Genomic DNA, 13,836 nt, shown 5'->3' on the forward strand with positions numbered 1-13,836 from the left:
CTGCGCCGAAATGCCGGGTGAGACGGCGGTCATTGGGGCCCGGCCGGCTGGGCTGGGTGTCTGTGCCGCTGGCGAGAGGGTGGGGCCGCTCGGTTGCGGGGCGGGGCGGGGCGGGATCGGTGCTGGTCGCGTGGCCGGGTGTCTGTGCCGGCGAGCGGCGGTCGTTGGGACCTGTGCGGCGGTCGTTGGGACCTGTGAGCCGGGATCGGTGCGGGCTGTGCCGCAATGCGGGGCGGGGCGGCGGTCTTAGGGGGTGGTCGCGCCGAGCGGTGTCGATGCGGGGCCTCCGGCTTGGCGAGGTCGTGCCCTGCCGGCGGGAGATGGGTGCCCGGCGCGGCAGTGGGCCGGGAGGGCCGGGGCTGCGCTGCACTGCGGGGCGGGGCGCATTAGGGCGCGACTGGGCGGGGTTGGTGTGGGATGCGTGGCTGCACCGCTGGGTTGGAGGGTGGGTCCCCGGAGTGGTCGCGGGACGCGGCGCCGCCGGCGGGAGTGGTACGGGGGTTGCCGTACGGGCGGGCGGCGGTCGTTGCGTCGGGACGGCTTGGCCGATGGGTGGTTGTACCGCCCGGAAGGGCGGGCGCGGCGCGAACTGGTTTCTGCCGTGGGGTCGTTCAGGGTGTCGAGGCCGGGGTCTCGCCGAACGGCTCGACCGCGCCCCAGCGAGCCGCCCCGGGCCGTCCGGCCCCATGGGAACGGCTCGTGCCGGACTGGCCCAAGGGACCGACGGGGCCGGTGCTCCGGAACCGTCTCGACGAGGCGTCCCCCGAGGCGGCCTCCAACCGGCGCCGCCGGACACAGGCCCGTTGCCCGGACCGTTCCACCGTCCACCGAACCGGCGTCCCCGGACCGTTCCACCGTCCACCACGGCCGCCCCACTGCCCGTTCGGACACCGCACCGTAACCAGCTCCAGCGGACCGTCCGACCCGTCGCCTCCCTCCGGCCGCAGCCCTAACCATCGCCCCCAAAAAAACAACGCCCCCCAAGCCCCCCCCGCCACCCAACCTCACCAGCGGCCGACCGGACGCCCGCCCCGCAGGGGCGGTCCCGAGGCACCCCGCCAGGGGAAAGCCGTGCGCGGGCAGTCAGTGCCGCGTCCTAGGATTGGGCGCACACGGGATCGCCGGTCCACCGCGTGGCCGCCGGGCCGCCTCGCGGCCCGCCCGGTGTCCGTCAGCGCGACGGACCCGTCGGCCCCGTCGCCTTCGAGAACCACCGTCGAGAACCACCTTCGAGAACCAGCCCGCGACGAGCAAGAGGATCGCCACATGCCCGGCATCACGCGCGAGGAGGTCGCCCACCTCGCCCGGCTGGCGCGTCTGGAGCTTTCGGCCGAGGAGCTAGACCACTTCGCCGGACAGCTCGACGACATCATCGGCGCGGTCGCCCGCGTCTCCGACGTCGCCGCCCAGGACGTTCCGCCGACCTCCCACCCGCTGCCGCTCACCAATGTGATGCGCCCCGACGAGGTGCGCCGGGGGCTCACCCCTGAGCAGGCCCTCTCCGGCGCGCCGGCGCAGGAGCAGCAGCGTTTCAAGGTGCCCCAGATCCTGGGGGAGGAGTGAGCGAGATGGCAGACCTGATCCGGCTCACCGCCGCCGAGTTGGCGGCCGAGATCGCGGCGGGCTCGGTCAGCTCCGTCGAGGTCACCGAGGCGCACCTCGCCCGCGTCGAGGCCGTGGACGAGAAGGTGCACGCCTTCCTCCACGTCGACCGCGAGGGTGCCCTCGCCCAGGCCAGGGCGGTCGACGAGCGGCGCGCCGCCGGCGAGCGGCTCGGCCCGCTGGCCGGCGTCCCGCTGGCGCTTAAGGACATCTTCACCACCGAGGGCGTGCCGACCACCGTCGGCTCGAAGATCCTGGAGGGTTGGATTCCGCCCTACGACGCGACGGTCACCCGCCGCCTCAAGGACGCCGGCGTCGTGATCCTCGGCAAGACCAACATGGACGAGTTCGCGATGGGCTCCTCCACGGAGAACAGCGCGTTCGGCCCGACGGGCAACCCGTGGGACCTCACCCGCATCCCCGGCGGCTCCGGCGGCGGTTCGGCCGCCTCGCTGGCGTCGTTCCAGGCGCCGCTGGCCATCGGCACCGACACCGGCGGCTCCATCCGCCAGCCGGCGGCCGTCACCGGCACCGTCGGCGTCAAGCCCACCTACGGCGGGGTCTCCCGTTACGGCATGGTGGCGTTCTCCTCCTCGCTCGACCAGGGCGGGCCCTGCGCCCGCACCGTGCTGGACGCGGCGCTGCTGCACCAGGTGATCGCCGGGCACGACCCGCTGGACTCGACGTCCATCGACGCGCCCGTGCCCGACGTGGTCGAGGCCGCGCGGAACGGCTCGGTGGCGGGCCTGCGGATCGGCGTGGTCAAGGAGTTCCGGGGCGAGGGGTACCAGGCCGGGGTGCTCCAGCGGTTCGACGAGTCGGTCGCGCTGCTGCGGGAGTTGGGCGCCGAGGTGGTCGAGGTGTCCTGTCCCTCGTTCGACCTGGCGCTGGCCGCCTACTACCTGATCGCGCCCTCGGAGTGCTCGTCGAACCTGGCCAGGTTCGACGCCATGCGCTACGGGCTGCGGATCGGCGACGACGGGACCCGTTCGGCCGAGGAGGTCACCTCGCTGACCCGGGAGGCCGGCTTCGGCCCCGAGGTGAAGCGCCGCGTGATGCTCGGCACCTACGCGCTCTCCTCCGGCTACTACGACGCCTACTACGGCAGCGCCCAGAAGGTCCGCACCCTGGTGGCCAGGGACTTCGAGCGGGCCTTCGCCGACGTGCACGTGCTGGTCTCGCCGACGACGCCGACCACCGCGTTCCCGATCGGCGAGCGCGCCGACGACCCGATGGCGATGTACCGGGCCGACCTGTGCACCATCCCGGTCAACCTCGCGGGGAACGCCGCCATGTCGCTGCCCTGCGGTCTCGCCCCCGAGGACGGCCTCCCGGTCGGCCTCCAGATCATCGCCCCCGCGATGGCCGACGACCGGCTGTACCGCGTCGGAGCGGCCGTCGAGGCCGCGTTCCAGGCACGCTGGGGGCACCCGATTATCGAGGAGGTACCGGCGCTGTGAGCAAGAAGCCGAAGTCCAAGGTGGGGACGTACCTGTCCATCGGCAGTTCGCTGTTCGGCGCGTTCGGCGTCGTCAGGCAGCTGCGCGAGGCCCGGGAGGAGCAGGACAGCCTGCGGCTGGTGGACGCCGTGGTCTCCGCCGCCGCCATCGCCACCGGCGTCGCCCTGCTCGCGCGCGAGCTGCGCCGCATGAACCAGGACGGCGGCGGCGTTCCCGGTGACTGACGCTGTGAGTGAGGCAGCGACCGACGCTGTGACCGACGTAGCGAGCGACACAGGGACTGGGCGCTCCCGACCATCCGAGAGGTACACCCCGTGACCGTCACCGAACTGGTGTCGTACGAGGACGCGTTGGCGTCCTACGACCCCGTCATGGGCCTGGAGGTCCATGTCGAGCTGGGCACCAAGACCAAGATGTTCTGCGGCTGCGCCACCACCCTCGGCGCCGACCCGAACGCGCAGACCTGCCCGACCTGCCTCGGCCTGCCCGGCGCGCTGCCGGTGGTCAACGCGATGGGCGTGGAGTCCGCCATCCGGATCGGCCTGGCGCTCAACTGCGAGATCGCCGAGTGGTGCCGCTTCGCCCGGAAGAACTACTTCTATCCGGACATGCCGAAGAACTTCCAGACCTCGCAGTACGACGAGCCCATCGCGTTCAACGGCTATCTGGACGTGCAGCTCGCCGACGGCGAGGTCTTCCGGGTCGGCATCGAGCGCGCCCACATGGAGGAGGACACCGGCAAGTCCACCCATGTCGGCGGCGCGACCGGCCGCATCCACGGCGCCTCGCACTCGCTGCTCGACTACAACCGGGCCGGTATCCCGCTGATCGAGATCGTCACCCGGCCGATCGAGGGCGCCGGTGCGCGCGCCCCCGAGGTGGCGCGCGCCTATGTCGCCGAGCTGCGCGAGCTGATCAGGGCGCTGGGCGTCTCCGAGGCCCGGATGGAGATGGGCCAGCTGCGCTGCGACGTCAACCTCTCGCTCCGCCCGCACGGCCGCGAGACGTTCGGCACCCGCAGCGAGACCAAGAACGTCAACTCCCTGCGCAGCGTGGAGCGCGCCGTCCGCTTCGAGGTGCAGCGGCACGCCGCCGTGTTGGACGCCGGCGGCACGATCGTGCAGGAGACCCGCCACTTCCACGAGGAGAACGGCACCACCACATCGGGCCGGGTCAAGGAGGAAGCGGAGGACTACCGCTACTTCCCCGAGCCGGATCTGGTGCCGGTCGTCCCGGCCCGGGAGTGGGTCGAGGAGCTGCGCGCCGGGCTGCCGGAGCTGCCGCTGGCGCGGCGGAACCGACTGCGCGAGCAGTGGGGCATCTCCGCGCACGAGATGCAGTCGGTGCTCAACGCGGGCGCGGTCGAGCTGATCGTGGCGACCGTCGAGGCGGGCGCCGAGCCGGCGGCGGCGCGCAAGTGGTGGATGGGCGAGCTGGCCCGCCGCGCCAACGAACAGGGCGTGGAACTGGCCGCGTTGCCCATCACGCCGGCGCAGGTGGCGCGGGTCACGGCCCTGGTCGCCGAGGGCGCGCTCAACGACAAGCTGGCCCGGCAGGCCATCGAGGGCGTGCTCGCCGGCGAGGGCGACCCCGACGCCGTGGTCGAGAAGCGCGGCCTGCGGATCGTCTCCGACGAGGGCGCGCTGGGCAAGGCGGTGGACGAGGCCATCGAGGCCAACGCCGCCGTCGCGGACAAGGTGCGGGCCGGCAAGGTGGCGGCCGCCGGCGCCCTGGTGGGCGCGGTGATGAAGGCCACCAGGGGCCAGGCCGACGCGGCCAGGGCGCGGCAGCTGATCCTGGAGCGGCTCGGCGTCGCCGAGTAGCGGCTCCTCGGACGGGCCGGCCCGTCTGCCTAAGGCCCCCCGGGGCTCGAACTAAGGCCCCCGACGTCATCCGACGTCGGGGGCCTCGGCGTGGGTAAGGCGAACGGGCGTGCGGGAGGGGGGCGGTTGCCCGATGTGGGCGGGGCACCTGAGCGCGGATCGTGGAGGTCAACGGGGTTTCCGGCGGCGGCCGGCGCACCCCGGTCCGCACCGGACCACGGCGGACCACACCGGACCACTCCGCACCACGATCCCGAGTCCTGAGACGCCCCGAGCCCCTGAGGAGCCCACCATGATGGAGTACGAACTGCACCGGCAGCGCGCGGCCGAGCTGGAGCGCGCGGCGCGGCGGCACCGTCAGGCGGCGCGCCTGCCCCGCCGGGCGGCGCGGTCGGACCGCCGTGCCTGGCGACTGTGGCGCCTGCGCGCCCGGCGCACGCCCCGGGGGACAACGCCCGGCTGGACCACCGCCTCGTGACCCAGGCGCCGGCCGCGCCTCCCGCGCCCCGGGCGCAACCGGCCGGGAACGGAGTGGAGTTGGCCGCTACCGGGGCGGAACCGGCCGGAAAGGCGTTGGCCCAAGGCAGAACGGATACCGCGCTGTCAGTACCCTGTGTCATCCTCGTCCCCGTGGAAACACGCAGCGTGAGCCCCGTGTTCGTGGGGCGGAAGAGCGAGTCGGAGACTCTGGCGTCGTTGCTGGAGGCGGCCGACGCCGGGACGCCGCAGGCGGCGGTCCTCGGCGGCGAGGCCGGCGTCGGCAAGACCCGGCTGCTGGAGGAGTTCCTCGCCCGGGCGGCCGGCGCCGGCGCGCTGACCGCCGTGGGCGCCGGCGTCGAACTCGGCGCCGACGGGCTGCCGTTCGCCCCCGTCGCCGCGTTGCTGCGGTCGCTGCACCGGCAGGTTGGCGACGAGCTGGTCGAGGCGGCCGGCGAGCGGCGCGCCGAGCTGGCCCGGCTGCTGCCCGAGCTGGGCGAGCCAAGCGGCGCGGCCCCCGTGGACGGGGACGCGCTGGACCGGGCCCGCCTCTTCGAGCTGCTCACCCGGCTGCTGGAGCGCCTGGCCCAACACCGCACGCTGGTCCTGGTCTTCGAGGACCTGCACTGGGCCGACCGCTCCACCAGGGAGCTGCTGGCCTACTACGTGCGCTCGGTGCGGGCGGCCCGGCTGCTGGTCCTGGTCAGCTACCGCACCGACGACCTGCACCGACGCCATCCGCTGCGCCCCTTCCTGGCCGAGCTCGACCGGCTGCGGACGGTGCACCGGATCGAGTTGGGCCGGCTCAGCGGCCAGGAGGTCGCCGCCCAGATGGCCGGCATCCTGGGCGGGCCCGCGGAGGCCGACCGGGCCAGGTCGGTCTTCCAACGCACGGAGGGGAACCCGTTCTTCGTCGAGGAGTTGACGGCCGGCGGGCCGCCGTACGGGGACCTGCCGGAGACGCTGCGGGACCTGCTGCTGGTGCGGGTCGAGGCGCTGGACGAGCCGGTGCAGGACGTGCTGCGGGCGGTCGCCGAGGGCGGCTCGTCCGTGGAGCACGAGCTGATCGCGCGGGTCGCCGGGCTGCCGGAGCAGGAGCTGCTGGCCGCCCTGCGGGTCGCGGTCGGGGCCCGGCTGCTGGTGGCCACGGAGGACGGGGACGGGTACCGCTTCCGGCACGCGCTCACCCGGGAGGCCGTCGCCGACGATCTGCTGCCGGGCGAGCGCGCCCGGCTCAACCGCCGCTACGCGCAGGCCCTGGAGGCCGAGCCGGAGCTGGTCCCGGCGGACGAGCTGCCCACCAGGCTGGCGAGTCACTGGTACCACGCGGGCGACCGGGCCAGGGCGCTGCCGGCGGTGCTGGCGGCGGCGGTGGCGGCCGGCCGCCGCTTCGCCAACGCGGAGCAACTGCGGCTGCTGGAACGGGCCATCGAGCTGTGGGACGCGGTGGGCGAGGAGGCGCGGGCCGGGCTGCGGCCGGCCCAGCCGATCTGGGGCTATCCGGCGTCCGGCGCCGGCGGGCCGGTGGGCTGGGCGGACCTGATGGCCGAGGCGGCGATAGCCGCCACGCTCGCCGGCGAGGAGGAGCGCGCCATGGCGCTCTGCCGCCGGGCACTGCGCGAGGTCGACCCGGCCGAACGGCCCCTGCACGCCGCCTGGTTCTGGGCACAGCGCGCCGGGATGGCCGGCCGGCTGATGGGCGGGGACGGCTGGGCCGAGCTGCGGCGGGCCCAGGAGCTGCTGCGCGGGCTGCCGCCGTCCGAGGTGCACGCGCGGGTGCTCGCCCTGGAGGCCGCGATGCGGTCCAAGCAGGGGCCCGACCCCGAGGTGCTTGAGGTCGCCGAGCGCGCGGTCGAGCTGGCCCGGCTGGTCGGGGCCACCGGCACCGAGCTGTACGCCCGCTACACCCTGGCCACCCTCCAGGCCGACGCGGGCGACAGCGCCGGCGGCGTGGAGCGGATGACGGCCGTCCTGGAGACGGTGCTGCGGCGCGGCGAGGTGGCCCTGCTGGGCCGCTGTCTGGTCAACCTGGGGGCGGTTCTGCTCGACTCGGGCCAGTTCGAGCGGGCACTGGAACAGATAGCCGAGAGCGTCGAGTTGGCCGATCGGTACGGGCTGGTGGAGACCATCAGCTGGCTGCGGGCCAACGAGGCGTTCGCCCTCACCATGCTGGGCCGTTGGCCGGAGGCGGAGGCCGCCCTCGAACTGGCCACCCGGCACGCCAGCAACGCCCACAACCGCCAGGTCAGCCGGGTGCTCACCGGCCTGCTCGCGGTGCTGCGCGGAGACCTGGCGCTGGCCGAGGCCCAGGCCGGGGCCGCGCTGGCCAGGGCCGAGGGGATGGCGACGCCCGACCTCTTCCACTGGGAGCTGTCCCGGCTCCGGGTGGACCTCGCGGTGGCACGCGGCCGCCCGCTGGAGGCGCGCGAGATCCTGCGCTCCTCGCTGCCGCTGGTCTCGTACTTCGGCTCATCGCTGCTGGCCTGGGGCCTGGCCTTCGCCGTCGCCACGGCCGAGGCCGAGGGCCGGGGCCTGCCCGGCTCCGCCGAGGGCCGGGCGGCGGCCATCGGCGAGATCCGCGCCCTGGCCCGCCGGCTCCCGCGCGACCTGCCGATCCGCGAGGCGTTCGGCGCCCTGGTCAACGTGCAGCTGGCCCGGGCCGAGGGACGCGACACCCCGGACCAGTGGGCGGAGGCGGTGGCCGCGCTGACCCCGTTCGAGCTGCCCTACCACCTGGCCGAGGCGCGCTACGGCTGGGGCGAGGCGCTGCTCGCCGGCGGCGATCCGGACGGCCGCCGGCAGGCCGCCGAACAGCTCGGCGCGGCCCGGGAGTTGGTCGAACGGCTGGGCGCCGCGCCGCTGGGGGAGCGGGTGGCGCGGCTGGCCCAGCGGGCCCGGCTCGACCTCACGGCGGAGCCCGAGGCGAGGCCCGAGCCCAAGGCGCAGCCCTTCGGGCTGACCCGGCGGGAGCGCGACGTGCTGGAGCTGGTCGCGGCCGGCCGCAGCAACCGTCAGATAGCCGAGGAGCTGTACATGTCGCCCAAGACGGCGAGCGTCCACGTCTCCCGCATCCTCGCCAAGTTGGAGGTGACCACCCGGGGGGAGGCCGCCGCCGTCGCCCACCGCCTCCGTCTGGTCCCGCTGGCCTAGGCAACCCGGATGCCTGGGCCGACCTGGGCGCGAACGCGGCCGGCCGGGGGGCGTCTGCGCCCCCGCCGCCCGGAAAGGTCGGGCACCGGGCCTAGGCGCCGGGCCTAGCCGCCCGGCCCCGGCGCGCGCCGCCCCGGTGGATAAGGCGGCCGGGCGGCGCCGCCTAAGGACCCCCCGGGCGGCGAAGGTGCGGAGATGGCCCGATGTGCCCCGCCCACCTGGGAGACGACTGTTGAGTCAACGCCGGAGCAGCGGGCTCCGACCGACGGCCGACGGCCGGAAACCAGGGAGTCCACCATGTTGCACGAGATCTACGCCGCCCAGCAGCGCCGCGAGGAACTGCTCGCCGAGGCCGAGCGGGAACGCCTCGCCCGGCGGGTTGCCGAGGCCAACCGGAACGTTCGGGCCGGGGGCCGGGGCGGCCTGCTCCGCCGCGTCCTCGCCAGGGCAGGCCACGGTGCGGCCGAGCCGCAGCCGAGTCCGGGCGCGCGGACCCGCCGGGCCCCGGCCCGGCACCGTCGGGCCCGCGCCTGAACTCCCGTGTCATTGTCAGACGCCTGTGCGATCCTTCGGGACATGCACACCAGAACCATCAGCCCGGTGTTCGTCGGACGGGCCGCTCCTCGCTCGGCCCTCAGGGAGGCGCTCCGACAGGCGGACGCCAGCGTTCCTCAGACGGTGCTGATCGGCGGCGAGGCCGGGGTGGGCAAGACGCGGCTGGTGGAGGAGTTCCTCGCCGAGGCATCGGGCGCCGGCGCGTTGACCGTCGTCGGCGCCTGCGTCGAGGTGGGCGCCGACGGGCTGCCGTTCGCTCCGGTCTCCGCCGTGCTCCGGGTGCTGCACCGGGAGCTGGGGGACGAGCTGGCCGAGGCCGCCGCCGGCTTCGGCGGGGAGCTGTCCCGGCTGCTGCCGGAGCTGGGCCCGCCCAGCGCGCCCGATCGCGCCGCCCGGGACCAGGAGGTGCGCGGCCGTCTCTTCGAGCTGACCGCCCGGCTGCTGGAGCGGCTGGCCGAGCGGCGCACGCTGGTCGTGGTGATCGAGGACCTGCACTGGTCGGACCGCTCCACCCGGGAGCTGCTCGGCTATGTCTTCCGCGTGGTCCAGTCCTGCCGGCTGCTGGTCGTGACGACATACCGCTCCGACGACATCCACCGCCGCCACCCGCTGCGCCCGTTCCTCGCCGAGCTGGACCGGCTGCGCACGGTGCGGCGGATCGAGCTGCCCCGCCTGACCAGGGACGAGGTCTGCGCGCAGCTCACCGGCATCCTCGGGCAGCCGCCCCACCAGGACCAGCTGGACCAGGTCTTCGGACGCTCCGACGGGAACGCCTTCTTCGTCGAGGAGCTGGCCAGCGTCGCGGAGAACGGCCGCGCCGGCGCGTTGAGCGACTCGGTGCGCGACCTGCTGCTGCTGCGCGTCGAGGCGCTGCCCGAGACGGCCCAGCGGGTGGTCAGGGTCGCCGCCGAGGGCGGGTCCCGGGTGGAGTTCGGGCTGCTGCGCGCCGTGGCCGGGCTCACCGAGGAGGAGCTGATCGACGCCCTGCGCGCCGCCGTCGAGGCGAGCGTGCTGCGCGCCGGGGACGACGACACCTACCGCTTCCGGCACGCGCTCACCCGGGAGGCGGTGGACGACGACCTGCTGCCCGGCGAGCGCTCCCGGCTCAGCCGCCGCTACGCGGAGGCCCTGGAGGGCGAGCCGGGGCTGGTCCCCAGCGACCAGCGGGCCACCCGGCTGGCGAGCTACTGGTACCACGCCCACGAGCCGTCCAAGGCGCTGCCCGCCGTGCTGGCCGCGGCGGCCGAGGCCCGGTGCCGCCACGCCTATGCCGAGCAGCTGCAACTCCTGGAGCGCGCCGCCGAGTTGTGGGACGGCGTCCCGGTGGAGGAACGCGGCCTGCTGCGGGTCGCCTCCGACGTGGAGTCCTACCCGCTCTGCGAGTGTCCCGACGAGATGCTGGGCTTCCTCGACCTGCTGGCCGAGATGACCCTGGCGGCCCGCTTCGCCGGGGAGCAGGAGCGTGGGGTCTCGGTGGCCAAGCGGGCGCTGCGCCTGCTGGAGGGCATGAGCCACCCGCTGCGGGCCGCCTGGTTCTGGACCCAGCTCTCCCGGCTGCTGCGGCAGTTGGGCCGGGGCGACGGCTGGCGGGAGCTGGGCCGGGCCCAGGAGCTGCTGGACGGCTTCCCGCCCTCGCCGGTGCACGCCCTGGTGCTGACCGAGGCGGCCGGCTGGTGCTCGGTCTTCGCGTCCGGGCCAGGTTCGCTGGCCACGGCCGAGCGCGCGGTGGAGCTGGCGCGCACCGTGGGCGAGGCGGACGTGCTGCTCAACGCGCGGATCAGCCTGGGCTCGCTGCTGATCGACGTGGGCGAGGGCGAGCGCGGCCTGGCCGAGATGCGGTACGTCGCCGAGCGCGTGGTCCCTGAGGAGCGGGTGGGCGTCTTCACCCGCAGCCATGTCAACCTTCAGTCCCTGCTGGAGGGGATGGGCCGTTCCGAGGAGTCGCTGCGGGTCGCGGACGAGGCCCTGACGCTGGCCCACCGCTACGGCCTGGCCGACACCCGGTCCTGGATCGCGGGGAACCGGGCGGACGCCCTCTTCTCCCTCGGCCGCTGGGCCGAGTCGGACGAGGCCTGCGAGGAGGCGCTGCGCTCGGCGCAGAGCCCCGTCGCCAAGGGGCTGGTCGCCCAGCGGCGCGCCCGGATGGCCGTGGTCCGGGGGCAGTGGGAGGAGGCGGAGCGCCAGTGCGCCCTTCACCAGAGCCTCCAGCAGTACGACGGGGCGGCCGCCCAGACGGCCCACCCGGCCGCCGAGCACCTGCTGACCGTCGCATCCGTCCAGGGGCGCATCCTGGACGCCAGGGAGATCTTCGCCGAGGTCGTGCGCGTCAACCAGCCGCCGGGCACCGGCAGTTACACCTGGCCGCTGCTCCACGAGGCGGCCCGCGCCGAGTCGCGGGCGGTGGGAGTGCCGGCGGCGGAGCCGGGACAGCCGGCGGCGATCGAGCTGATCCGCTCGTACGCGGCGACGCTGCCACGGGACTACCCGGTGTGGATCGGGTACGCGCGGCTGGTCGAGGCCGAGCTGCGCCGGGCGGAGGGCCGGGTCACCGCCGAGGACTGGGCCGGGGTGGCGGCGGCGTTCGACGGCCTGTGCCGCCCGTACGAGGAGGCCCGGGTGCGGCTGCGCTGGGCCGAGGCGCTGCTGGCCGAGGGCGAGCGGCAGCGCGCCGCCGCCGAGCTCACGCAGGCGCACCGGCTCGCCACGGAGCTGGGCGCTGCGCCGGTCACGGAGGAGGCCGAACGGCTCGCCGCGCGGGGCCGCCTCACGTTGGGCGGGGACCTGCCGGAGGCCGCGACGGGTCCCGACGCGTTGGGGCTGACGCCCCGGGAGCTGGACGTGCTGGCGCTGGTGGCGGCCGGCCGGAGCAACCGTCAGATCGCCGAGGAGCTGTTCATCTCGCCGAAGACGGCGAGCGTGCATGTCTCCAACATCCTGGCCAAGTTGGAGGTCACCAACCGGGGCGAGGCCGCCGCGCTGGCCCACCGACTGCGCCTGGTCGGCGGCGGCCAACGCGTGGCGGGCTGACCGGGGGCGCGGACGGCCCGGGGGACCGTCGCGCCCGGGGCCGGGGTGCCTGCCGGATTGCGGGCGCCGCGTTGACCTGTGGAACGCGGCGGCGGATCGACGCATCCGCCGTGAGGCGGCGCGGGCGCGTCGGGGCTTGGAGCCCGCCGGCCGCGCGTCGCTCGCTGGGTGCCCGATGACTCGCCCCCGTGCGGGGCTTGAGCCCCGCCGCCGGAGGCGGGGAGTCATGGGACGCGGCCGGGCCGTGGGCCCGGCAGCCCGCTGCCCCGGGTGCCGCCCGGGCGGCTCAACGTGCCGGTTCCGCGCGGAGCTTCGGGTCCGCCGTCCAGCGTGGGGCCATCGCCACGGCGTGCGGCGGGCCGCGCGCGGATACCGCGTGCCCCGCCGCCTGGTCGGTGCGACCGCCGGCGCGGCCGTGCCGGCCTCAGCGACGCGCCGGCGGGGCGCGGGCTCCCGGGCCGGTGCCGCCGGCAGGTGGCTCGCGTGCGTCAGGAGACGCGGAGGCGGAGCAGGCGGTCGTCGGTGGCGTCCGGGGAGCCCCGGCCGTCGGTCTCGTTGGTCAGGAGCAGCAACGCGTCGTCGCCGGCCGCCACCACGTTCCGCAGCCGCCCGTACTCCCCCTCCAGGAACGACTCCGGCTCGGCCACCGGCTCCGTTCCGTCCAGCGGCACCCGCCACAGCCGTTCCCCGCGCAGCGTCGCCAGCCACAGCGCGCCCCCGCTGTACGCCAACCCGCTCGGGGACGCCTCGGCCGGCGACCAGACCGCCACCGGGTCGACGAAGCCGTCGTCCGCGCCGCCCTCGCCCTCGTGTTCGGGCCAGCCGTAGTTGCCGCCGGGCTCGATCAGGTTCAGTTCGTCCCAGGTGTCGTCCCCGAACTCGGCCGCCCACAGCCGGTCCTCCGCGTCCCAGGCCAGGCCCTGCACGTTGCGATGACCGAGCGAGTAGACCAGTGAGTCGGGGTCGGGGTTGTCCGCCGGCGGGGCGCCGGTCGCGGGGTCGATCCGGAGGATCTTCCCGGCCAACGAGTCCGGGTCCTGGGCCAGTTGGGCGTCGGCGGTGTCCCCGGTGGTGGCGTAGAGCATCCCGTCGGGGCCGAACGCGAGGCCGCCGCCGTTGTGGATCACCTCCCCCTTGGGGATGTCGGCGAGCAGCGGGTCGCCGGCGGTGAGGCGGTCGCCCTCGGGGGCCGAGGGGTCCAGCTCCAGGGGGATGATCCGGTTGTCCGAGGCCGTGGTGGCGTAGGCGTAGAGCCGGCCGCTGGTGTCGAAGTCCGGCGCGAGGGCCAGCCCGAGCAGGCCGCCCTCGCCGTTGGCGCTCACCCCCGGCACCTCGCCGGCCTCGCTCACCGTGCCCGGCTCGCCGTCCGAGGCGTCGAGCAGCGACAGCGTGCCGCTGTCGCGCGAGCCCAACAGCACGCCCCCGTCGGGCAGTTGGGCGAGGCCCCAGGGGGCGGAGAGGTTCTCGGCCAGCGTCGCCTCCACCTCGACGTCCCCCTCGGCGGGCGCCGGCGACGCGCCCGGCGTGCGCTCCTCCGCCTCGCGCTCCGGCGCGGACTCCCCCTCGCTCGGCCCGGCCGACGAGCCCTCCGTGGGGTCGGGCGAGGGCTCCTCGTCCGAGGAACAGCCGGCCAGCAGCGGCGCGGCCAGGGCCAGGGCGAGCAACGCGCCGGCGACCGGTCGTGCGCTCATCGGGACCTCCGTCTCGGTGCGGGTGCGCGCCTTCCAGCACACCACACCGCG

9 protein-coding genes are annotated in these 13,836 nt (G+C 75.4%); 8 read left to right on the plus strand and 1 reads right to left on the minus strand.

All coding sequences use genetic code 11. From position 1 onward, the window contains the following. Nucleotides 1-1,266 precede the first annotated feature (1,266 nt). The 8 genes from gatC to FH609_RS15845 all read left to right on the plus strand — a co-directional run bounded on the left by gatC (nucleotide 1,267) and on the right by FH609_RS15845 (nucleotide 12,094). On the plus strand, nucleotides 1,267-1,563 hold the full coding sequence (gene gatC / locus FH609_RS15810) for an Asp-tRNA(Asn)/Glu-tRNA(Gln) amidotransferase subunit GatC (RefSeq protein WP_139667965.1): 297 nt from the start codon (nucleotides 1,267-1,269) through the stop codon (nucleotides 1,561-1,563). A 5-nt stretch (nucleotides 1,564-1,568) separates the two neighbouring features. Continuing rightward, the gene (gene gatA / locus FH609_RS15815; RefSeq protein ID WP_139667967.1) at nucleotides 1,569-3,062 is read left to right on the plus strand and encodes an Asp-tRNA(Asn)/Glu-tRNA(Gln) amidotransferase subunit GatA; all 1,494 of its coding nucleotides are present in this window, start codon (nucleotides 1,569-1,571) and stop codon (nucleotides 3,060-3,062) included. Continuing rightward, nucleotides 3,059-3,286 carry a hypothetical protein gene (locus FH609_RS15820; RefSeq protein ID WP_139667969.1) on the plus strand — a complete coding sequence of 76 codons (228 nt, stop codon included), beginning with the start codon at nucleotides 3,059-3,061 and terminating at the stop codon, nucleotides 3,284-3,286. The genes gatA and FH609_RS15820 overlap by 4 nt, the downstream gene beginning before the upstream one ends. Nucleotides 3,287-3,376: 90 nt before the next feature. Further along, nucleotides 3,377-4,885 (plus strand): Asp-tRNA(Asn)/Glu-tRNA(Gln) amidotransferase subunit GatB, encoded by a 1,509-nt coding sequence (gatB, locus tag FH609_RS15825; RefSeq protein WP_139667971.1) that lies wholly within the window; start codon nucleotides 3,377-3,379, stop codon nucleotides 4,883-4,885. A 292-nt stretch (nucleotides 4,886-5,177) separates the two neighbouring features. After that, on the plus strand, nucleotides 5,178-5,363 hold the full coding sequence (locus FH609_RS15830) for a hypothetical protein (protein WP_139667973.1): 186 nt from the start codon (nucleotides 5,178-5,180) through the stop codon (nucleotides 5,361-5,363). 152 nt (nucleotides 5,364-5,515) lie between these two features. After that, complete coding sequence (locus tag FH609_RS15835) at nucleotides 5,516-8,512, plus strand: helix-turn-helix transcriptional regulator (protein ID WP_226961701.1); 2,997 nt, start codon at nucleotides 5,516-5,518, stop codon at nucleotides 8,510-8,512. Nucleotides 8,513-8,809: 297 nt separating this feature from the next. Next, nucleotides 8,810-9,046, plus strand: coding sequence for a hypothetical protein (locus FH609_RS15840; protein WP_139667975.1), 237 nt, complete (start codon nucleotides 8,810-8,812; stop codon nucleotides 9,044-9,046). Nucleotides 9,047-9,088: 42 nt separating this feature from the next. Then, a complete protein-coding gene (locus tag FH609_RS15845; RefSeq protein ID WP_139667977.1) occupies nucleotides 9,089-12,094 on the plus strand; it encodes a helix-turn-helix transcriptional regulator in 3,006 nt (1,001 codons plus the stop codon). A 488-nt stretch (nucleotides 12,095-12,582) separates the two neighbouring features. Here FH609_RS15845 and FH609_RS15850 read toward each other — a convergent pair whose 3' ends face one another. Then, on the minus strand, nucleotides 12,583-13,785 hold the full coding sequence (locus tag FH609_RS15850; RefSeq protein ID WP_139667979.1) for a PQQ-dependent sugar dehydrogenase: 1,203 nt from the start codon (nucleotides 13,783-13,785) through the stop codon (nucleotides 12,583-12,585). Nucleotides 13,786-13,836 lie beyond the last annotated feature (51 nt).

The sequence above is a fragment of the Streptomyces sp. 3MP-14 genome, assembly GCF_006334905.2.
In the GTDB taxonomy this organism is placed as follows: Bacteria; Actinomycetota; Actinomycetes; order Streptomycetales; family Streptomycetaceae; genus Streptomyces; species Streptomyces triticirhizae.